Source organism: Algoriphagus halophilus (assembly GCF_041729275.1).
Taxonomy (GTDB): Bacteria; Bacteroidota; Bacteroidia; order Cytophagales; family Cyclobacteriaceae; genus Algoriphagus; species Algoriphagus halophilus_A.
Genome location: NZ_CP146486.1, coordinates 3,400,690 through 3,422,144, shown reverse-complemented (window position 1 = coordinate 3,422,144; position 21,455 = coordinate 3,400,690). Strand labels below are relative to the sequence as shown.

The following is a 21,455-nucleotide window of genomic DNA, read 5'->3' as shown; positions in this document are numbered from 1 at the left end:
TTGAAGCCCCAAAGATAAGCATGTTATCGAACTATCACTGTTTTACTTACTGATGAGAAAGGACCTTCTAGCTCTTTTCCATCAGATCTCACCAAATTTACCTGAACTTGGTAAGTTCCCTTTGGCAAATTGGCTACTCGGACAGGAATCATTTCATCAATTTCATAATGATAATCATTGATATCGATTTCAACTTTCAGTCCATCAAGCTCCATATCTCCACCTAATACCAAAAAATCAATAATCAATTCCTCTCCTTCTGAATATATCTGCTCCCCTCTTGGATAATTCAATGCTAGATAGGGTTCAGCCGAATAGGGAAATGGTCTAGACTCTCCCACTTGAAAATCCCTATCGACATAATTTCCGAAATTTTTTAAAGCTAATCCTTCATCATCTACTAAATAGGCGACTATCCTGTAGCTTCCCTCTGTAAGTTCCCTTTGAAAAATCGGAGAATAAAATCCAACAGGGTCTCCACCATTCAGAATATTAAAAAGTTTAAAGTCCCGATTCCCCTCCTGTTCAAATTCATAATTTTTAATATTAAACTCAAAAGGCACTTTCCCAGGTTTAAAAACCTGATTTCCAAGTGGTGTGTACAATTCTAAAATTGCATCAGGGTAACTTGAAGAATCTGCATATTGGAAAAAGGTAACTTTCGGCAAGTTTTCACCACCTTCTTCTTGGGAGATTCCAGATTCTACTACAGTTTCGTTGATTTTCTTCTTTTCCTCAGAGCAACTGACACATAAAAATGCAATTAGGACAAATGAAACCAGGATTTTATTCATATCAGGGCGAATTTGATATTAAAGATATTTAATTTTAGAGACATTTAGAGAACTAACTTAGTAACCCCGCATATTATGGAAATCCTTTTTGATGAAATTCCCAGCTTGGATTTAGCAGATTTCACTTCCGGAACAGAAAAGCAAAAAGCTGAATTTGTTAAGAAATTAGGAGATGCCTACCAAAACATTGGTTTTGTCGCCATCAAAAATCATGGACTTTCCCAAGAGCTTCAAGATCGTCTGTATCAATCTATCCAATCATTTTTTGCTTTACCCGATGAAGTAAAAGTCAACTATGAAAAACCTGAAATTGGCTTCCAAAGAGGTTATACAGGAAAAGGGAAAGAACATGCAAAAGGTCGCAATACAGGAGACTTAAAGGAGTTTTACCATGTGGGTCAAGAATTATCGAAAATCCCAGATTCAGATCCTTTAAAATCAGAATACCCTGCAAACATTTGGCCTGCAGAAATTCCTGAATTTGAAAAAGATGCCAATGAGGCATTTAGAATTTTAGAAAATGCGGGAAAATCCATGCTCCGGGCAATTGCCCTTAATTTGGATTTACCAGAAGACTATTTTGAGGACAAAGTAGCCTACGGCAATTCCATCCTTCGTCAAATTCATTATTTCCCAATTGAAAATCCTGATGAAGTGCCTGAAGATGCAGTACGTGCCGCAGAACACGGAGATATCAACCTCATTACGTTACTAATGGGCGCAAGTGCTGATGGATTACAAGTATTGAGAAAAGACGGGAAATGGATACCGATCACTGCCTTACCAGATCAATTAGTGGTAAACGTCGGAGACATGCTGGAAAGGCTGACTAATAAAAAATTAAAGTCTACTATCCATCGCGTAGTAAACCCACCAAAAGAAAAGATGAACACCAGCAGGTATTCCATTCCTTTCTTTATGCACCCCAGATCAGATATGGATTTAACTTGTTTGGAATCCTGCGTTTCTGAAGAAAATCCCAAGTTATTCCCAGATGCTACGGCCGGGGAATTTTTGGAGGAAAGATTGAGAGAACTAGGATTGAGAAAGTGATATGTCTGTAAAAAAGGTACGATATTACCTTTTCCTGAAAGACATTCTCACGCTTTCATTGACTGCTTTTGGAGGTCCGCAAGCTTTTTTAGCGATGCTTCTAGAGCGAATGGTCAAAGTAAGAGGATATATAACGGAAGAAGAGCTCTGGGAGCTGAATGCCTTGTGTAATATGCTCCCAGGCCCTTCTTCTACTCAATTAATTTCCGCAATAGGATTTCGTGTAGGAGGTCCCAACTTAGCCTATCTTGCTCTTATCGTTTGGATCACGCCTGCTACCATTCTGATGACAAGTGCTGCTATCCTTATCTCATTCTTACAGGAAAACACCCCTGGAGCCCTAAATTTTGCTCGGTTTATTCAACCTATGGCTATTGGATTTATCATTTTTGCCGCCCAGAAAACGATCGGAAAAATGGTTCAAAGTACAGAAGCCATGGTGTTAATGCTGATGTCCGCATTTATTTCCTTCTTCTATAGTTCTCCTTATATTTTTCCGGTACTATTAGTAATTGGGGGAGTTAGCACCTCTATCAAATACAAGAAACAACCCAAACTAGAAAAAGATGCACCCTTAAAAATTGAGTGGTCTAATTTCTATTTATGGGCAGGCGTATTGATCCTGGCAGCAGTACTTGGGGGGATTACCAAATCAAATGCAATTGTTCTATTCGAGAACTTTTATCGAAACGGCTCTTTGATATTCGGAGGAGGCCAAGTTTTAGTACCCTATTTATACACGGAATTTGTAGATTTTAAACACTTTTTGAGTTCAGAGGAGTTTTTGACTGGATATGCAATCTCACAAGGAGTCCCTGGCCCTACTTTTAGTATTGCCTCCTATGTAGGGGCTCTTTCCATGAGAGAGGGAGGAACTTTAGGTTTTATCATAGGCGGTTTGGTTGGTGCAGGAGGCATTTTCTTACCCGGTATTTTCTTGATTTTCTTTGTGATTCGTTTTTGGGATAGGCTAAAAGTGTATAGGCCTGTGAGGGCTGCGCTAGAAGGAATAAATGCTGTTTCCTGTGGGATGCTTATCGCGGCTGCCTATTTACTATTTGAACCACTGGAAGCGAACGGAATGAACATATTTTTTATTTTGGCAACCTATTCCATGCTTCAGTTCACCAAAATTTCTTCACCAGCTATTATAGCAGGGGGTGTTTGCCTAGGTATCGTTTATAATTTGATCATGGCTTAAAGGCTAAAAATTGTGGGTTTCCCAGTCATTATTGAACAAGTTTAGACTGCCTCTCGTTTTAAAATCTAAATTGATTCCCTATATTTCACTAATGCAGGCCTACGAATTCATAAATAATTTAATTCCACCACTGAAACTCAGCGATAAATCTGGGAAAGCATTGTCGTGGATGGAAGAAATCCGGACTGATATTTTGCCTGTAGTAGATCAAGGAAACTTTTTGGGATTAATTCGTGAGGAGATGATTTTCGATCAAAACGATCCAGAAACCCTCATTGAAGAAATTCCTTTAGACAATCTAAATTGCTGGGTTTTTTCTGATAAACATATTTATGATGTGCTCAGGGTGGGTGCAGAGCAAAACAGTAATGTTGTTGGTGTTTTAAGTAGAGAAAAAGTTTATTTGGGAGTGGTAACCATGGAAGATTCCATTGCCGCATTTGCAGATAGTCTTTCTATACAGTCTCAGGGAAGTGTATTGATTTTGTCCCTTTATATGACGGATTATAGCTTGGCTGAGATATCAAGAATCATAGAAACAGAAAACACCAAAGTTCTCAGTTCCTTTATCACCAGTGATCCATTAGATGATGCCAAAATTAAATTGACGCTCAAATTGGACAAGCCTGAACTGAGACATATCAAAGCAACCTTAGAACGCTTTGGCTATAAAATTTTAGACCATTATCAGGAGGAAAGCGGAATTAGGAGTGAGGAAGACCGAATCGGTAACTTGCTAAGATTTTTAGATATTTGATCCATGAAGGTAGCCTTACACGGCTTAGCTCTGAAATCTGAATATTTTCAGCATGTTCAAATCCTTTTTGAAGAGCTAAGTAAATTCAAATTCGAGATTTTTGTCACAGAGCAATTTGACAGACAATTGCGGATGCACGGCAATAAAACTCTTTCCTATTGGGTAATCGAAGGAAAACAGGACATGTCCAAGATGGACTTTATGATTTCAATTGGGGGAGATGGCACCTTATTGGATGCGGTTTGTCAGGTCGGAGAGCTGGAAATCCCTATTCTTGGTCTAAATACAGGCAGGCTAGGATTCCTGGCTACTGTGGCTACCAAAGATATCTCTATTGCCATAGACCAGCTTGCCAATGACAATTTTCAAATTGAAAACAGAAGTTTAATCTCTCTTCAATCCCATAGAAGGCTATTCAATGGGCTTAATTTTGCCTTGAATGAATTCACCATTCATAAGCGTGATACTTCTTCCATGATTACGGTCCATACCTATATTGATGGAAAATACTTGAATAGTTACTGGGCGGACGGTTTGATCGTTTCCACTCCTACCGGATCTACAGGATATTCATTAAGTTGCGGTGGACCTTTGATTTCTCCTGAAGCAAAAAATTTAGTAATCACCCCAGTAAGTCCTCATAACTTAAATGTGAGGCCGATCATCGTTTCAGATGACAGTGAAATTAGCTTGGAAATTGAAGGTAGAGCCGAAAAGTTTCTGATATCTTTGGACTCTAGGTCCACTTCTATCTCTTCAGAAGTCAAATTGAGTGTCAAAAAAGAAAGCTTTCAAGCGAAATTGATAAAATTACCTCATTATCATTTCTTCGATACCTTAAGACAAAAACTAAACTGGGGATTTGACATGAGAAATTAGAATTCCCAAAAGATTGGTAAATTCGAAGAAAATAAGCTTAACAATTATTAACCCGTTAAATACTAGCAGGCGTTTTTTATACGTTAGCTAGTTCATAACTTGCATCGTCTTGAAAAAGGTCAATTTTCAGATTTTCAGTCGCTTACTAATTTTCTTGTTGGTTTTTACTGGCTTAAGCCTGAATTCCTACGCACAGAAATATGAAATTGGTGGTGGATTAGGGGTAGCAGCCTACTCCGGTGATATTATTCGGAAAATTGATCCTGGCCAAATTGGCCTTCAAGGAACGTTGTTTGGCAAGAGAAATTTTGACAATGTTTGGACGCTTAGAGTGGGACTCAATTTGGCCCGAATCAATGCAGCAGACAGTATAAAGCCCATTGACCAGATGGCGCTTTTTAGGGATAGCAGATTCCGAGCAGGAATTGTCGAGGCCTCTGCAGTAATGGAATTCAACTTTCTGGATTTTCTTAGAAATAATTCAGAGTTCGGTTCTCTCCCTATGCTTTCTTTGGGATAGGATATGCCCATGCCTTTGCAAAAGGAAATACTTTTGCTGGTAATGTTTCCGAGCGGTATAATGTTGGAACCATCGTAATCCCATTTGGAGGTGGTGTGAAATATAGAATTAACGACAGATGGACCTTGGCTGGGGAATTAGGCTTTAGACCTACTTTTACAGACTACTTGGATAAAATAGATAGTTCAGACCCGGAAATCGCCAGATTTCCTGACCCAACAAATCCTGATGTTCCATTCGGGATTAATTTTGGAAACCCCTATAATAAAGATTGGTACTATTTCTTAGGGCTTACAATCAGCTATACTTTCGCCAGTACCAAGTGCTATGCTTATTAATTAATTGACCCTTAGGGTAAATTATTGGAAAAGAAATAGCATTTTTGTACCTCCAAAAATTAAGGTATTCGGAAAAAACTGGAATGAAGGAAGAATTAGACCGAAACAGAATCCCCCGACATATTGCAATAATCATGGATGGCAATGGCCGTTGGGCTAAGAAAAAGGGGGCCATGAGAATCTTCGGGCACCACCATGCTATCAAAGCTGTAAGAGATGCAATAGAAGGAGCCAATAATTTGGGAGTAAAGTACTTAACTCTATTTTCATTTTCCACAGAAAACTGGTCTCGTCCCAAAGATGAAGTGGAGGGACTAATGGCATTATTGGTTAAAACGATAGCCAATGAAGTTCCAATGATGATGAAAAATAATATCGTTATGGAAAGTATTGGAGACATTAATAGTCTTCCTAAATCAGCATATAATCAACTAATCGAGGCGAAAGAAAAAACCTCTCAGAATACCGGTCTCAAGCTCGTTTTAGCACTTAGCTACAGCGGACAATGGGAACTCACCCAAGCAGCCAAACGCATTGCTCAAAAAGTCTCTGACGGGAAATTAAAAGTCGAGGACATTTCTCAGGAAGTGTTTGCCGACAATCTGGAAACTGCTGGAATACCTGATCCTGAATTAATGATCAGAACTTCGGGAGAGTTTAGATTAAGCAATTTTCTGTTGTGGCAACTGGCATACACAGAGTTACATTTTACTCCAGTGTTATGGCCAGATTTTAGAGAAAAGCATCTGATCGCTGCGATCCTCGATTACCAAAAAAGGGAAAGACGATTTGGTAAAACAGGTGAGCAAGTTAAATCTTAATTAATTGATGAAAAGAAGTTTACTGATTCTGTTTTGTCTGGTTTGGACAAGTTCAGCTATGGCGCAAATTCGATTGGGCCAAAGCCGCTATGCGTCTTCAAAACCTGTCAATATCCTGGAGTTGAATTATCAAAAACCCCAGTCTTATAGAATCGCCGAGATTAAAGCGGTCGGCTTGACCACACTGGATGAAATTGCGATCATATCGCTGTCTGGTTTGAAAGTTGACGACACCATTGAAGTTCCTGGTGAATCTATTTCCAATGCGTTGAAAAAACTTTGGGGCCAAGGAATCATTGGAGATGTAAAGATCCTTGTGACAAAAGTAGAGGGCGATGACATCTATTTGTTGTTGGATTTAACCGAGCGCCCAAGATTCTCAAGAGTAGAGTTTACTGGGATGAATAAAACCCAGGAAAGTGAATTACGCGATAAGGTAAACATCCGTGGCCGAGTAGTAAGAGATGACGTGCTCAACTCTGCCAAAAGGACCATCGAGAAATATTACCTGGATAAAGGATACTTAAATACCGACGTCAAAATACTCCAAGAAAGAGATACCACACTTCCTAACAGTGTGAAATTACGTTTTGACGTTGACATGAACTCCAAGGTAAGAATCAATGCCATCAACATTTATGGCAATGAAGAGATTGCGGATACCAAAGTCAAAAAGAAATTAAAGAAAACGAAGGAACATGCGAGAGTTAGCATTTTCAAAGACCTGTATTCCCGAGCATTGGATGCAGATGCTTCTGATTATGCCAATACTATTTTCCATACAGATTCTGCCTCCAATGAGGATGTACAATCCTATATCAACAAGAATTTCAAACTGAATTTCTTCAATGGGTCCAAGTACATTCCTAAGGAATATGCCAACGACAAAAACAGTGTTATTAACTTTTACAACAGTAAAGGTTTTAGAGATGCAGAAATCCTTGAAGATTCAGTATATGACTACAACGAGGATAAAATCAACATCGATATTGAAATAGAAGAAGGTAGGAAATACTATTATAGAAATATTTCTTTTACTGGAAATTATATTCACCCAGATCCTGTACTCTTAGCCAAACTTGGTATTCAAAAGGGTGATGTTTACAACAAAGAGTTACTTGACAAGCGACTTAATTACGATCCTCAAAAGGGTGATGATGTGAGTTCCTTGTACCAAGATGACGGATACCTTTTCTTTAGCATCGATCCAGTGGAAGTGAATGTTGCTGGTGACTCCATTGACCTGGAGATGAGAATCTTTGAAGGACCACAAGTGACGGTAAACAGTGTGAACATCAAGGGTAATGAACGTACCTCTGATCACGTGGTCATGCGTGAAATCAGAATTCTTCCTGGTCAAAAATTCAATAGAAGTTTGTTGGTAAGAACTATCCGTGAACTTTCTACCCTCGGATATTTTGATCCTGAAAAGATCAATCCGGATTTAAGACCAAACTTCGAGGCTGCTACAGTAGATATTACTTTTGAACTGGAGGAAAGACCTAATGACCAGATTGAGCTTTCTGGTGGTTGGGGTGGTTTCTATGGCTTCGTAGGTACCGTAGGATTGGTGTTCAATAACTTCTCGATCAGAAATATTGGAGACTTCTCCAAATGGGATCCACTTCCTGTGGGAGACGGACAAAAACTTTCCTTAAGAGTTCAGGCTAATGGTAGAAGTTTCCAGAACTACTCCGTATCCTTGACCGAACCTTGGTTTGGTGGTAAAAAGCCACAAGCATTGAGCTTCAGCTTTAACCATTCGGTTCAAAGACAGGTGGACTTCTATAATCAACAAAACTTTGGTAACGAACTTGGATTCTTCAAAATCACAGGGGTGACCCTTGGGTTGGCAAAGCGTGTGACTTGGCCAGATGATTACTTTAGTATCAGTAACTCCATCCAATTCCAGATTTATGAATTTGATCAATTTGGAACCTCTTTTGGATTGAGTTACCCAACTGGTACATCCAACAGTTTGACGTTTAACAATACGATAGCTAGAAATAACGTAGATAACCCTACGTTCCCAAGATTCGGTTCCAATATCATTCTTTCCACTTCCTTAACTCCTCCGTACGCCTCTCTGAATAAAAACATAGACGGTGAATCTACTGACCAGGAGAAGTACAAGTGGCTAGAATATCACAAATGGATGTTTGATGCTTCCATCTACACCCCACTATTCGGATCATCTAAATTCGTAGCAAGTGCAAGAGCGCATATGGGATTCCTTGGATCCTATGGCAACAAAATCGGAATTATTCCTTTGGAAAGATTCGTAATGGGTGGAGATGGGATGACCTTCAACAACTTTGCTTTGGGACAAGAGATCATCGGATTGAGAGGATATGAAAACCAATCTATCACTCCAGGACGTGATACAAGGGGACAGGAAGATGCCGATCCATATGGAGGTATTGTTTACAATAAATACGTAATGGAATTAAGATTCTTGGTTTCTCCTAATCCATCTGCCACCATTTTCTTATTAGGATTTGCTGAAGCTGGAAATAACTGGGGATCTTATGCAGACTTCAACCCTTATGATTTGAAAAAATCAGCAGGGGTGGGTGCTAGAATCTTTATGCCGGCGTTTGGATTGTTAGGGGTCGATTGGGGATATGGATTTGATGCTATTCCAGGTACCACCGAAAGAAGTGGAGCACAATTCCACTTTACAATCGGACAACAATTCAGATAGGCATGGAAAAAGGTTGCGGAATAGTTAATTTATGCAAAATTAAATTTCTAATTAAGGACTTTAATCTAGCCTCTAAAACTTGCCCATAGCCATGGAAAAATCATTGAAAATACTATTTTTGCTGCTCTTTGCATTGCAAGTACTGCCTGCAAGCGCTCAAAAGTTCGGTTACATAGATTCAGAATACATTCTGAACAAGCATCCGGATTACAAAGTGATACAGCAGGAGCTTCAGAACCTCAGTAATGAGTGGAAGAAAGAGGCACAAAATTTGGATAAAGAGATTAAAGAACTCTTGGTTCAATTGAAAGCTGAAGAAGTACTGCTAACAGAAGAGATGTATCAGCAAAGGCTGGAAGACATAAAGCAAAAACAACAGGAATCACAGGCTTTCAATAGTCGGATATTTGGGATTGATGGACAATATTACCAGAAGCAGGCCGAACTGCTTCAGCCCCTTCAGTCCAAAATCTATGACGCCATTGAAAGAGTTTCCAGAAAAAATGGACTGGCGGTGTTGTTTGATAAAGCAGCAGGACCCTCAGCCATCATTTATACAGATCCAAGGCATGACTATTCAGAGTTTATCTTGGAAGAATTAGGAATTGAAGAGAACAATTAAATACAAACACAGAATGATGAAAGTAAAAGTTATCCTTTCTGCAATTGCATTGCTTTGCGTAGGATTCGCGGCTCAGGCTCAGGAAATCAAAATTGGGTATACCAATGTGGAATTTATCATGGATCTGATGCCAGAAATGGAACAAATTGGAGCTGATATCCAGGATTACCAAACTCAGCTACAAACTAATATTCAAACAAAAGCTGCAGACTTTCAGCGTCAGGTTCAAACCTACCAACAAGCTGCACAAACGATGACAGAAGAGGCAAGAGTTGCTAAAGAGAGTGAATTGCAAAAGTTAAATTCTGATCTTCAGAAATATGAGCAAGATGCGCAGGTTTCTTATCAGAGAAAATTAGGTGAGTTATTGGAGCCAGTTCAAACTAAAGTGATCAATGCGATCAATGCAGTAGCGGCAGAAAACAATTACACACATGTTTTTGCTGAGACAGCAGGTCAAGCTCCGATTTTGCTTTATACCAAAGAAGAAGACAAATTCACTGAATTGGTATTGGCTAAATTAGGTTTAGAAATGCCTACCCCTCCAGCAGGAAACTAATCCCCCTATCTTCAATCAAATAAACCGGTCTTTCGTTGATTCGAGAAACCGGTTTTTTTATTTTTACCTATGCCAAAAAAGAAACCAAAGGATATCATCGGTAAAAGCATGGATGCCGTGCTGGTAGACTTTAGAGCCAACTGGTGTGGGCCTTGCCAAACAATGGATCCTATCATAGAGGAAGTATTGGATGAGTTGGGAGGCAAAATAAAGTTACTCAAGCTGGATATCGATAAGCATCCTCAGATGGCCCAACAATTTGCTGTCCGCTCTATCCCCCATTATATCTTATTTAAAAAAGGAAAAATCCTCTGGAGAAAGGGCGGTATTCTTCCCAAAAGAGAGTTGGAAAAGGCCTTAAAAGGTTTTATATAAAAAAAGCTCCCAATTGGGAGCTTTTAATATTAGACAAAGAACTTTAAGCGAATCACTTCCTGTTCTGAAAGGAATCGATAATGTCCTCTTTTTAGGTCTTTTTTATCCAAACCAGCATACATGACACGATCCAAGGCTGTTACTTCGTAACCTAGATGCGCAAATATCCTTCTGACAATTCGATTTCTTCCTACATGTATTTCCAATCCTAAAATGGATCTATCCTTGGATAACACTTGCATATCATCTACCTCTACCTCACCATCCTCTAATGTCAAACCTTCTAAAATCGCTTTTTCATCATTATGAGTCAAAGGCTTATCCAAGGTTACCTGATAGATTTTCTTGATTTGATTAGAAGGATGTGAAAGCTTGGCCGCTAGTTCCCCATCATTGGTGAATAGTAATAAGCCAGTAGTGTTTCGATCTAATCTTCCCACAGGAAAAATTCGCTCTTCGCAAGCATTTCCTACCAAAGCCATAACCGTTTTTCTCTCTAAAGGATCCTCTGTGGTAGTGATGAAATCCTTAGGCTTATTCAGCAGTACATACACCGGTTTCTCAGGGTTGATCTTTCTTCCCTGATACACCACTCTATCCGTCCTGCTAACCTTGAATCCAAGCTCTGTAACCACTTGTCCATTGACAGAAATAAGTCCTTGAGCAATCAATTGATCGGCTTCTCTTCTACCACAAATACCCGCGTTGGCAATGTATTTATTCAATCTCAGCAAGCCATCCTCGGACTTAGTTTTGGATTTTTTGGAAGGTAATTGGTCAAAATTGTAATCAGGCCTTGAGTTTTGAGCCTCTGAGTCAATTTTAAATCTCTTTCTTCCAAATCCAGCAGAATCCGCTTTCCCTTGGAATTTCTTGGCTTTGCCAGGAGCAAAAACAGGTTGTTGATCCTTACCTCTCCCTTTATATACTAGGCCTTCTTTACTGTCTTTCTTTCCAAATCCTGAAGTCTTACCTTCTTTTTGAAAGGCTTATCGAATTTACTGGCACCAAACTCCTCTTTGTGGAATTTGTCTCCCTTGCTTTTATATCCTGGCTTTTTAGAAAACCCAGATTCCTCTCGCTTTTCGAATTTATTCCCTGAAAATCCACCCTTCTTAGCACCGAAGGATTTGTTTCCAAAAGAACCCTCCTCGGATTTTTTGAATTTGCTTCCAAATTTCTTCTCTCCTAGGGTTTTTGGAGCATCCGAATTAAAGTTTTTCTTTTTATCAAAAGAAGATTTTCCACTTCTTTTGTTCTTGCTGTCAAATGATCTCTTTCCAAGATCAAACTCATGCTCACCTGAACCTGTTTTACTACCTCTTCCTCTAGCTTCTCCTCTATTAGAATTTCTCTGAGTAGGTTCTTCGGAATGATCGCCTTTAAAGAACTGTTTTTTTGGATTGTTACCTTTCATAAGTATGCAGCATCACTGCTGGATTTTTTGTTTAAAATAAGCTATTGACAATCAATTGCTTAATTGGGGTGCAAAGATACGCCCATTCCTGAAATTAATAACCATTAACTTCAAAAATAAAAAATGAAAGGGCTTAAGAACCCTTTTGTTTATAGAAGTATTCTGTTGCCAACCTTACTGAACCTTGAGTCAAAAGCAATTCTTTGGCTGTAGCCTCATCAGTACCTGTAGCTTCCATGATCATGTTTGTACCTCGTTGAACCAACTTGGCATTAGAAAGCTGCATATCCACCATTTTATTTCCTTTCACTTTGCCTAGCTTAATCATGACCGTAGTAGAGATCATATTCAACACAAGTTTCTGTGCTGTTCCAGACTTCATTCGCGTACTACCAGTAACAAATTCAGGTCCCACAACCACTTCAATGGGATAATCCACTTCTTGGGACAGAGGCGTATCTAAATTACAGGTGATGCATCCTGTCAATAAGCCTTTTGCTTTTGCAATTTTGACACCTCCAATAACATAAGGAGTAGTTCCAGATGCCGCAATACCTATAACCGTATCATCAGAGTTAAATCCATATTTGAGAATATCCTCCCAAGCTTGGTTGGGATCATCCTCCGCATTTTCTACTGCCATTCTGATGGCCGTATCTCCTCCAGCAATAATCCCAATGACCCATTCATGAGGTACACCATAGGTAGGAGGGCATTCTGAGGCATCCAAAATCCCCAACCTTCCACTGGTACCTGCTCCGATGTAAATTAATCTCCCACCGGCTTCCATCCTTGGGACAATCTGTTCCACCAGCCTACTGATTTCCGGCAATACAGATTTCACTGCAACAGGGACTAAATGGTCTTCTTTGTTGATGTTATGAAGGAGCTCCATAACACTCATTTTTTCGAGATTATCGTAGTGGGAAGAACTCTCGGTTACTTTCATAATTGCTCTTGATGGTAAAGTGTCAAGCCAGAAATAGGGCTTTCAATAATAATATTAGTAGTGATTTGGGAATCGCTCGCTGCTTTCCTTAATATATCGCTATTGTAATAGGCAATTGAGCCCACAAAATTCACTTGCTTGTCTCTGTAATTCTGGTATTTCATTACATGGACTCTAAAAAAATCTATGAAGGAATTATAATAAAGCATATAGCAATATGGATCTGATTTATGCTCGGTTATAAAACGACAAAAGCTTGCCATGTACCTATTTGGGAAAGGCTGCCTATACACATGCTCCTGAATAGTAGTCGCGTTTAACTTTAGCTTATCCTCCAATTCTTCCTTTATGGCAATAGGCATTTCATCATTAATGAAATCCATAAGAAATTTACGACCTACATAACCTCCCCCACCTTGATCTCCTAATATGTAGCCTGGGGCTGGCCTCGTATCAATTATCTTTTCACCGTCATAATCACAGCTATTCGATCCTGTACCTAAAATACAGGCAATTCCCTCCTGATGTCCGCAGGTGGCTTTTGCAGCCGCAGCAAGATCATGATCAACTGCAATTTTAGCTTTAGGGAAAATGGTTCTCAAGGCCTGGGCAACTTCTTCCTTTCTGGAATCCACAGAGCAACCTGCACCATAGTAATAAATTTCCTTTATCTCATTTTCCAGATTCATCAAAAACTCATGGCGCATGTGAGTGGCCATTTCTTCGGAGGTTTGATAATAAGGATTAAATCCAACACCTCGATATTGGCTAATCTTCCCATCCTTACCAATTACCCTCCAATCTGTCTTTGACGATCCGCTATCTGCTATTAAAATCATCCTAATTGTCCGATTGCTTTAAATTTCTCAAATACCCTAGTGTTATGTGGAGCATCCGCAAACTCTTCTGTTAAATCCTGTCCAGCCCAATGCTCATAATGCTTTCCATTTCTCCACATTCTGGACTGGGTAACATCATAAATCACTCCTTGAAAAGCAACCCAAATATCAGGTTTATCTTGTCCATTTCTCAGGGCAAGCTGTTGTTTTGAATAGACTTTCATCATAGAAGTTTAATCTGGGCATTGACCCAACGCTCTGGAATTTCACCTTTTTGGGCCATTTGATAGTCTGAATAGCTACAAGGAACTGTAGTACCCCTATCAAACTTCTCCGTTTCATTTTGAGGAATTTCCATCCACCATTTTCCGCTTTTCTTACTCTTATAGAACACAATGGTATTGGGTTTGGAGTCCAGAGATACAGTATATTTAATATAATCATTACTCTTAAAAGAAAGACTATCTTTTCGGGAGTAAAATCCTTCAATAAAGTACCAAATCATCACAGCTACGACCTTCGCTGTTTTATTGTGAGGGTCATCATAATAGGGCTCGTATCCATAAATTCCTATTGAACTCAGTTTTTCATTGGTCCCAGCAAACCAACAGATTTGACAAGCTTCTTCTGCCGTCAGGCCGAATGGTTGGGCATCTACTGCACCTGGTGCATCGGTAGATTGGATGGCCGCTAGATCAAAGCTTAAGAAATCTGCATTCCGTATAATGGGTTCAATTTCTTTAAACTCTGATCTCACCTGTCCTAACCTAACATGATCGAAATAAAGTTTTTCCATTACATTGATCAGGGTAGGATCCACCAAAAAACTTTGATAGGCTAGATGAGCGTAGGAAAACAAGAAATTAGGTTGATGTAAAATAATCTCTTGGGTATGTTGATCTGCCATGGGGCCTTTTTCCTCCATATCCACTTTGGAATCAACAGTCAATAAGCTTACTAATTTCTTCATGTTTTGGTAGGACAAATATTGTCCAAAATCCAAATCATGGGTTCCTCCAATATAAACAGGAAGAATTTGCTGTTTCATAAGGTATTCACCCACCTTTTGAATGGCATGGTAGGTATCCTCTAAGGTTTCTCCAGAAATTAGATCTCCTAAATCAGCCACTCGTATCGCTCCAAAGCCACGCTTTAATTCATAAAGCTTTTCGCGAATTTCGGAACTGGAGCGATCTAAGCTTTCATATTTTTTGATCCCCCTGGTTTCTTTCAATCCTACAATTGCGATGTGGATACCTTTCAGTTGCGGAAAACTTTCACCATAATAATGGATCTGATGAAAAAAGGTGTTTTCAGCATATTTTTTCTGCCAGAGAAACTCTTCTACAGGATCGAAAAACGATTGTATATTCATAAAAGGTGTGGTGTTGGGTAAAAATAAACAAAATATGACATGTATTAGAGGAGAAGCATCCTCCAATGTTCACATTATTACCCTTTCGAAAGTATCAAAATTCCTGCCTTTCTATTCATGAACTATAGAACTCAGAAGCAACTGCTTCAAATTCATTGGGATAAGGGCAAAAAAATCCCGCCGAAGCGGGATTTAATTTTTTATCCTCCGAAATCATCGAATCGGATATTTTCTTGAGGAATTCCTAGATCATCCAACAGTTTCAATACTGCAGCATTCATCAATGGAGGACCACATAGGTAATACTCTACCTCATCTGGCTCTGGATGGTCTTTCAAATAATTGTCATATAATACTTGGTGGATGAATCCAACGTATCCATCACCTTCTTTATCATCCAAGGATTTCTTAATCTTCCAATTGTCTTCTGGTAAAGGCTCTGAAAGTCCAATGTGGAATTGGAAATTAGGGAAGTCTTCTTCAATAGCTCTGAAGTGAGGAACATAGAATAATTCCTTCTTCGATCTACCTCCATACCAATAAGAAACTTTTCTACTTGTTTTCTCAGTATGGAACAAGTGGAAAATTTGAGCTCTCAATGGTGCCATTCCAGCTCCACCACCGATATAAACCATTTCTCTTTGAGTTGGATTGATATGGAATTCACCATAAGGCCCAGAAATAGTTACTTTATCTCCTGGTTTTCTAGAGAACACATAAGAAGAACATACACCTGGATTTACATCCATCCACTTATTGTTAGCTCTATCCCATGGCGGAGTAGCGATACGGATAGTCAACATCACGATGTTACCTTCTGCAGGGTGATTGGCCATAGAATACGCTCTAAATAGCTCTTCGTCATTTTTCATAACGAGATCCCAAAGACCAAATTTATCCCAATCGCTTTGATATACATCATTTGGGTGACCTAATTCAGGATGGGGAGTAATATCCATATCCTTGAAGTTAACTGTCACTACAGGAACGTCAATCTGAATATATCCACCTGCTTCGAAGTCCAAAGTTTCCCCTTCAGGAAGCTTCACTTTAAACTCTTTAATAAAGGTAGAAACGTTATAATTGGAGATCACTTCACAATCCCACTTCTTGATACCAAAAATTTCTTCTGGCACTCGAATCTTCATGTCATTCTTCACTTTCACCTGACATGCCAAGCGAACATTTCCTTGCTGCTCTGCTCTACTAAGGTGACCTACTTCTGTTGGAAGGACTTCACCCCTCCTTCTTCAACCACGCATTTACACATAGCGCAGGTTCCACCTCCACCGCAAGCGGAAGGAAGAAAGATTTTTTGTCCTCCCAATGTAGACAGCAAAGTAGTACCTGCTGCGGTCACAATTGGAGAACTTTCGTCACCATTTATAATGATGTTGACATCCCCAGAATTGACCAACTTTGATTGGGCAAAAAGGAGGATAAATACCAGTAGCAATATAATTACTGTAAAAGCTACTATGGATGTGATAATTACTGAACCCATGAACTATTGGTTTTACTTTTTCGTATGGATTGATTCCGATTTTCGAACACAAATATATTTATAAATCCTATAAACAGGTCATAACCAAATCCAAATTTGGCCAGAAACTGTAATTCATTTGATAGGATAACTGATTAATTATGCAAGAGGTTTAGCAAAGTGGTCAAACGACTCTTTAATTGACGTCGATCGATGATAAAATCCAGGAAACCATGCTCCAATACAAACTCAGAACTTTGGAATCCTTTAGGCAGATCTTTCCCGATAGTTTCTCTAATAACTCTTGGACCTGCAAATCCGATTAATGCTTCTGGCTCTGCAATGTTAAAATCTCCCAACATTGCATAAGAGGCTGTAACACCACCTGTAGTGGGATCAGTCAATAAAGAAATAAATGGAATTCCTGCTTGATCCAATAGCGCCAGCTTTGCAGAAGTTTTAGCCATTTGCATCAATGAAAAACCAGCTTCCATCATTCTTGCTCCACCGGATTTAGAGATCATTAGAAATGGAACCTTATGTTTTAGGGAATAATCAATCGCCCTAGCGATCTTCTCTCCCACCACAGATCCCATAGAACCTCCAATAAAATTGAAGTCCATACAGGATACTACAAGGTCCAAGCCGTTCATTTTCCCAACTGCAGATCTTACAGCATCATTGAGTTCCGTCTTTTTTATCGTCGCTTCGATTCTCGAAGTATACGGTTTGGTATCAGTAAATTTCAAGGGATCCCCGGATTTCATATCCTTATCCAGCTCCGTGAATTTATTACCATCAAACAGTATTTCGAAATATTCTTTAGATCCGATTTTTACGTGGAAATCATCATCAGGACACACATAAGCGTTATTTTTCAATTCACGCGTATGAATGATATTCCCATTCGGGGTTTTAAACCAAAGGCCATCAGGAGTATCCTTTTTCTCCGCTGTGGAAGTTTTGATGCCTTTGTCAGTTCTTTTAAACCAAGCCATATTGTGATTTTAGGTCGTTGTTTTGACAAGTCAAAGGTTACAAATTTAGTCCATATCTCCATTAAATAAAACCGGTAATTCTCCCGCGTTGTTTTATTTAATCAATAATTTCTTTTTACCATCCGAAAAAATTTCTTTTTAACTCCCTATATATTTGCTTTATTTTGAATAATAAAATAGACTCAGTACGAATATACTGCGTTTTGAGGTATTGCCAAATAACCCAAATATGAGCCTTCCCCTATTATTACTAGCATCTGGTATCATTCTTTTTTTAGCCTATAAGCTATATGGAGGTTTTGTATATAAAAAGTTTGGGCTTTCAGATGATAAACCAGCCCCATCCCATGAGTTTAATGATGGGGTAGATTATGAACCTAGTAAACCTATTGTGGTACTTGGACACCATTTTGCCTCTATTGCGGGAGCAGGACCTATTGTAGGACCCATCATCGCGGTGACATTTGGCTGGATTCCCGCGGTTATTTGGATTTTGGTAGGAGGAATTTTTTTGGAGCGGTGCATGACTTAGGAAGCATGGCAGCTTCTTTAAAAACAGAAGGCAAATCCATTGGTGTCATCATTAGAAATCAAATAGGGCCAAAAGGGAAACAGTTATTTGTGTTGTTTTCATTTTCCACACTCATACTTGTAATCGGTGTTTTCGCAGATATCATTGCAAAAACGTTTGTAAGCAATCCAGGAGTCGCTTCAGCCTCTATCTCTTTTATATTCCTTGCGATGGCATTTGGCCACGTAAGTAAAATGATTGGAAGCAGGAAAATTGCTTTTGCCGTTTTAAGTGCTATTGGGGTCATTTTGATGTATTTCTTTGTGTTTGTGGGAATCCAATTTCCATTCGTTTTAGATTACAAGATCTGGATTTTAGCCTTATTGGGTTATGCTTTCATTGCTTCAGTCACTCCAGTAAGTTTGCTTTTACAACCTCGAGATTATTTAAATAGCTTTTTGTTATATGGAATGATCATCGCGGCAGTTTTAGGAATTTTCATTGCTAACCCAGAGGTGAAAATGACCAATGAAATAGTCACTTCTTCAGAAAGTCTAGGCTACATATTTCCAGTGCTATTTATCACCATTGCATGTGGTGCAATTAGTGGATTTCATTCCTTGGTGGCATCCGGGACCACTTCCAAACAATTGGATAAAGCCAGCGATGCCAAGTTGGTAGGATTCGGAGGAATGTTGATCGAGTCATTTTTGGCCATTATCTCCGTTTGTGCTGTTATTGTGTTGGAACGCGGAGACTATTTCACCAAGTTATCTGGAGAAGGCCCTGTGGCACTATTTTCCACAGGCCTGGGTGGAATGATTTCAAGTTTGGGAATTCCTGAAGAATTTGCAATTGCATTTGTTGCATTAACCGTTTCAGCATTTGCCTTAACCACTTTAGACACCTGTACAAGATTGGCAAGATTTACTTTACAGGAGTATTTTGAGGACATTCCTCAACCTGTAGCAAAGAAAATAGCTACGAATCGCTATCTATCTACCGGCATCGTAGTGGCACTATCCATCCTATTATTGGTCTCTGGAGAATTTACCACACTTTGGCCTATTTTCGGTTCTGCCAATCAATTGTTAGCTGCTTTGGCTCTATTGACCATTGCCGTTTGGATGATCCGAGAAAAAGTAAATGCTTGGTTTGTGACAATTCCCATGTTTTTCATGTTTACGGTCACCCTAGCTTCCTTGGGTCTATTTGCCTGGAAAAATTTCCAAGAACAAGTATATGTACTTTCAGCTATTGCTGCTGCCCTATTTATTTTGGCAATTTCTTTAATGGTGTTGGCCACAAAAAGTTTAAAAGTGAGGTTAAAGAGCATGCTAAAGCCCTTTAACCTCTAACTACTATTGAAGTGTTCCAAAAGGAGATTTCACTTTTTTAGGTATTCTCCAAGCCAATGTAAAATTGATCAAGTAATCTGCGAAAGCTGCATCACCATGGACCTTGTCATCTGGGGTAGAATTTTCAATATCTGTCACACTTTGAGTTCTATTTCTCAATAGGGCTATTGGAACATTTAAGGTTCCAGTAACATTCCCTTTCATATAGCTAATCCCTGGTTCCACAGATACAATGTAGCCTGGTCTTCTAAATCCATTACTTCCTCCGAAAACATCCCGAACTGGAATACCTTCTACACGGCCACCAAGAGATAATCCCAAACCATGAATCTTTTCAAAAGATTTGAATACTCCTGTTCGCAATGCAAACTGATCAGGAACACTCATGATCGCTTCATTTTCGCGTCTTCTATTGGTAGGAGTACCATTCGTTTCTCTTGGATTAAATAGGTAAAACCCATCATAATACCAGAAATAGGTTCCTTTCAAATTCCATAATCCTTGAAAATCTATTATAAAACCTGTACCGCCATCACCCAATTGGATGGATTGGTCCACTGTTTTGATTTGTTCCTCCCCATTTTCACCTTGGTTATAAAATGTGCTGGTGGCAGCATAATCGCCCGTAGGGAATTTGATACCAAATCCAATTGCGGTATTTCCTTTTTTCGCTTTTTCTCCGGAAAGCAACCAATAGCCTGCACCAATTCGAATGTCTCCTAATCCTTGAGAATAGGTTGTATGTCTCTCTGTTCTACCATGTTCATATAAAGAACTTCGTTCATTGTACTGGTAGGGTAATGAAACTATACCATAAATTCTTTCAGAAAATGCATAACTGATATTCAAATCCAGTCCATGTTGGTGGTTGATTACTTGAGTCCCATCCTCGATTCGATTGGGCTCTTCATGAGACCCCCTGAAGTGTCTAAAGGATTTAAAGTATCGATAATTGGCGGAAATATTCAATTCTCCTTTTTCGAGCATATTTCCTTGTCCCACTGCATTTCCTAATCCTGAAAATTGACGGATTGCGACGCATCCTTGGGCATAGACGTTAATTGATCCAATATATAGAGCTGTTAATGACAACAGCATTAGAGTAAATTTTTTCATAGTTTTTGGGTTATTGAAAAATGTATCCTAGTAAAACTCAATTGAGTTTATAGAAGACACAGTCTTTCCGAAAGAGTATTTCTCTTTCATGATGAATAATTAAAAATCCGGAAACAATTAACCCAATTGTGGAGGAGGTGAATCCAAAGAATAGAAAGGACTCTTATAGGCAGAAAAAATAGCGATTACCGCTTTGTTAATTATCGATTGTTTGAATGCAGTAAAACTAAAGTCGCAGCTTTGAATATAATCTTTTACAAAGTTCTTAAGCACCGACTTACTCTGTTGGTCTTGAGGCAAATCATCCCCTATCAAGGAAGAAACCCACTGCTTAAATGTATTGTCCAATACTGTTCTGGAAGTATCCGGGACATAAATGATCTGTAAGGTTTCCTGAGTATATCGCTGTTTGATTGCTCTGTAGTAATTCCCATCCAATTCAAATCGAGTATTAGTGACTTGAAAGTCTTCCTGAAAGGACATATATGGAACTGTCAAAGGAACTTCCAGCATTTTCTGTTCGTCCAGATTCATATCCATTTCAAAAACCTCTTCCTCCCATTGAGCCTCAAGATGATTCTCATATGAAAAATAGAACGCGTAGTAACCAAACTGATAGATGGCGAAACACGCTAGGAGTAGTATGGAAGAAAATTGTTTCAATTCAAGGATAAAATGCCTTGAAAAGTATGAATAATATCAGTGAATCCCCAATCGGAACAATAAAATATACACTGAAATATTCAGATTAAGCAAAATAATATTTTAGCAAAAAATGGATTAGCC

General features: G+C 39.0%; 19 protein-coding genes and 3 pseudogenes. 11 read left to right on the top strand and 11 right to left on the bottom strand.

From position 1 onward, the window contains the following. Window positions 1–23: 23 nt before the first annotated feature. Window positions 24–794 (bottom strand): hypothetical protein, encoded by a 771-nt coding sequence (locus V8V91_RS18285; RefSeq protein WP_373396683.1) that lies wholly within the window; start codon window positions 792–794, stop codon window positions 24–26. Between the two features lie 72 nt (window positions 795–866). Between V8V91_RS18285 and V8V91_RS18280 the strand changes: the two genes are divergently transcribed. The 10 genes and pseudogenes from V8V91_RS18280 to trxA all read left to right on the top strand — a co-directional run bounded on the left by V8V91_RS18280 (window position 867) and on the right by trxA (window position 10,623). Further along, window positions 867–1,847 (top strand): isopenicillin N synthase family dioxygenase, encoded by a 981-nt coding sequence (locus tag V8V91_RS18280; RefSeq protein WP_373400751.1) that lies wholly within the window; start codon window positions 867–869, stop codon window positions 1,845–1,847. Between the two features lies 1 nt (window position 1,848). Next, window positions 1,849–3,048, top strand: a complete 1,200-nt coding sequence (gene chrA / locus V8V91_RS18275) for a chromate efflux transporter (RefSeq protein WP_373396682.1) — start codon at window positions 1,849–1,851, stop codon at window positions 3,046–3,048. A 91-nt stretch (window positions 3,049–3,139) separates the two neighbouring features. Further along, entirely contained in the window at window positions 3,140–3,805 is a 666-nt protein-coding gene (locus tag V8V91_RS18270; RefSeq protein ID WP_373396681.1) for a CBS domain-containing protein, read from the top strand. Between the two features lie 3 nt (window positions 3,806–3,808). After that, window positions 3,809–4,684: an NAD kinase gene (locus V8V91_RS18265; RefSeq protein WP_373396680.1), complete on the top strand. Its 876-nt coding sequence runs from the start codon at window positions 3,809–3,811 to the stop codon at window positions 4,682–4,684. 109 nt (window positions 4,685–4,793) lie between these two features. Next, window positions 4,794–5,542 (top strand): annotated as a pseudogene (locus V8V91_RS18260) (DUF6089 family protein). 44 nt (window positions 5,543–5,586) lie between these two features. Next, window positions 5,587–6,363, top strand: a complete 777-nt coding sequence (locus V8V91_RS18255; RefSeq protein WP_074226674.1) for an isoprenyl transferase — start codon at window positions 5,587–5,589, stop codon at window positions 6,361–6,363. A gap of 7 nt (window positions 6,364–6,370) precedes the next feature. Continuing rightward, window positions 6,371–9,067 (top strand): outer membrane protein assembly factor, encoded by a 2,697-nt coding sequence (locus V8V91_RS18250; protein ID WP_074226673.1) that lies wholly within the window; start codon window positions 6,371–6,373, stop codon window positions 9,065–9,067. Window positions 9,068–9,158: 91 nt separating this feature from the next. Next, a complete protein-coding gene (locus V8V91_RS18245) occupies window positions 9,159–9,689 on the top strand; it encodes an OmpH family outer membrane protein (RefSeq protein WP_205646374.1) in 531 nt (176 codons plus the stop codon). Window positions 9,690–9,702: 13 nt separating this feature from the next. Further along, entirely contained in the window at window positions 9,703–10,248 is a 546-nt protein-coding gene (locus V8V91_RS18240; protein ID WP_373396679.1) for an OmpH family outer membrane protein, read from the top strand. Between the two features lie 69 nt (window positions 10,249–10,317). Then, a complete protein-coding gene (gene trxA / locus V8V91_RS18235; RefSeq protein WP_373396678.1) occupies window positions 10,318–10,623 on the top strand; it encodes a thioredoxin in 306 nt (101 codons plus the stop codon). A gap of 29 nt (window positions 10,624–10,652) precedes the next feature. Here the strand turns inward: trxA and V8V91_RS18230 are convergent, their stop codons facing one another. From V8V91_RS18230 to accD, 8 genes and pseudogenes are all read right to left on the bottom strand, one after another. After that, window positions 10,653–11,348, bottom strand: a complete 696-nt coding sequence (locus tag V8V91_RS18230; protein ID WP_373396677.1) for a pseudouridine synthase — start codon at window positions 11,346–11,348, stop codon at window positions 10,653–10,655. A 203-nt stretch (window positions 11,349–11,551) separates the two neighbouring features. Next, window positions 11,552–12,040 (bottom strand): hypothetical protein, encoded by a 489-nt coding sequence (locus tag V8V91_RS18225; RefSeq protein ID WP_373396676.1) that lies wholly within the window; start codon window positions 12,038–12,040, stop codon window positions 11,552–11,554. A 133-nt stretch (window positions 12,041–12,173) separates the two neighbouring features. Continuing rightward, the gene (gene murQ / locus V8V91_RS18220; RefSeq protein ID WP_373396675.1) at window positions 12,174–12,989 is read right to left on the bottom strand and encodes an N-acetylmuramic acid 6-phosphate etherase; all 816 of its coding nucleotides are present in this window, start codon (window positions 12,987–12,989) and stop codon (window positions 12,174–12,176) included. Further along, on the bottom strand, window positions 12,986–13,828 hold the full coding sequence (locus V8V91_RS18215; RefSeq protein ID WP_373396674.1) for an N-acetylglucosamine kinase: 843 nt from the start codon (window positions 13,826–13,828) through the stop codon (window positions 12,986–12,988). The genes murQ and V8V91_RS18215 overlap by 4 nt, the downstream gene beginning before the upstream one ends. Next, on the bottom strand, window positions 13,825–14,052 hold the full coding sequence (locus V8V91_RS18210) for a cytochrome b5 domain-containing protein (RefSeq protein ID WP_373400750.1): 228 nt from the start codon (window positions 14,050–14,052) through the stop codon (window positions 13,825–13,827). The genes V8V91_RS18215 and V8V91_RS18210 overlap by 4 nt, the downstream gene beginning before the upstream one ends. Beyond that, the gene (locus V8V91_RS18205; protein ID WP_373396673.1) at window positions 14,052–15,203 is read right to left on the bottom strand and encodes a formimidoylglutamase; all 1,152 of its coding nucleotides are present in this window, start codon (window positions 15,201–15,203) and stop codon (window positions 14,052–14,054) included. Before V8V91_RS18205 ends, V8V91_RS18210 begins: the two co-directional genes overlap by 1 nt. Before the next feature lie 200 nt (window positions 15,204–15,403). Continuing rightward, window positions 15,404–16,707, bottom strand: a pseudogene (gene nqrF / locus V8V91_RS18200) (NADH:ubiquinone reductase (Na(+)-transporting) subunit F). Window positions 16,708–16,841: 134 nt separating this feature from the next. Beyond that, complete coding sequence (accD, locus tag V8V91_RS18195) at window positions 16,842–17,684, bottom strand: acetyl-CoA carboxylase, carboxyltransferase subunit beta (RefSeq protein ID WP_074226664.1); 843 nt, start codon at window positions 17,682–17,684, stop codon at window positions 16,842–16,844. Between the two features lie 229 nt (window positions 17,685–17,913). Here accD and V8V91_RS18190 point away from each other — a divergent pair. After that, window positions 17,914–19,553: pseudogene (locus V8V91_RS18190) on the top strand (carbon starvation protein A). Window positions 19,554–19,556: 3 nt separating this feature from the next. On the opposite strand, the gene V8V91_RS18185 reads toward V8V91_RS18190, so the two are convergent. Both V8V91_RS18185 and V8V91_RS18180 read right to left on the bottom strand, forming a co-directional pair. Then, complete coding sequence (locus V8V91_RS18185; protein WP_373396672.1) at window positions 19,557–20,669, bottom strand: hypothetical protein; 1,113 nt, start codon at window positions 20,667–20,669, stop codon at window positions 19,557–19,559. 117 nt (window positions 20,670–20,786) lie between these two features. Next, window positions 20,787–21,332, bottom strand: a complete 546-nt coding sequence (locus tag V8V91_RS18180) for a hypothetical protein (RefSeq protein ID WP_373396671.1) — start codon at window positions 21,330–21,332, stop codon at window positions 20,787–20,789. Window positions 21,333–21,455 lie beyond the last annotated feature (123 nt).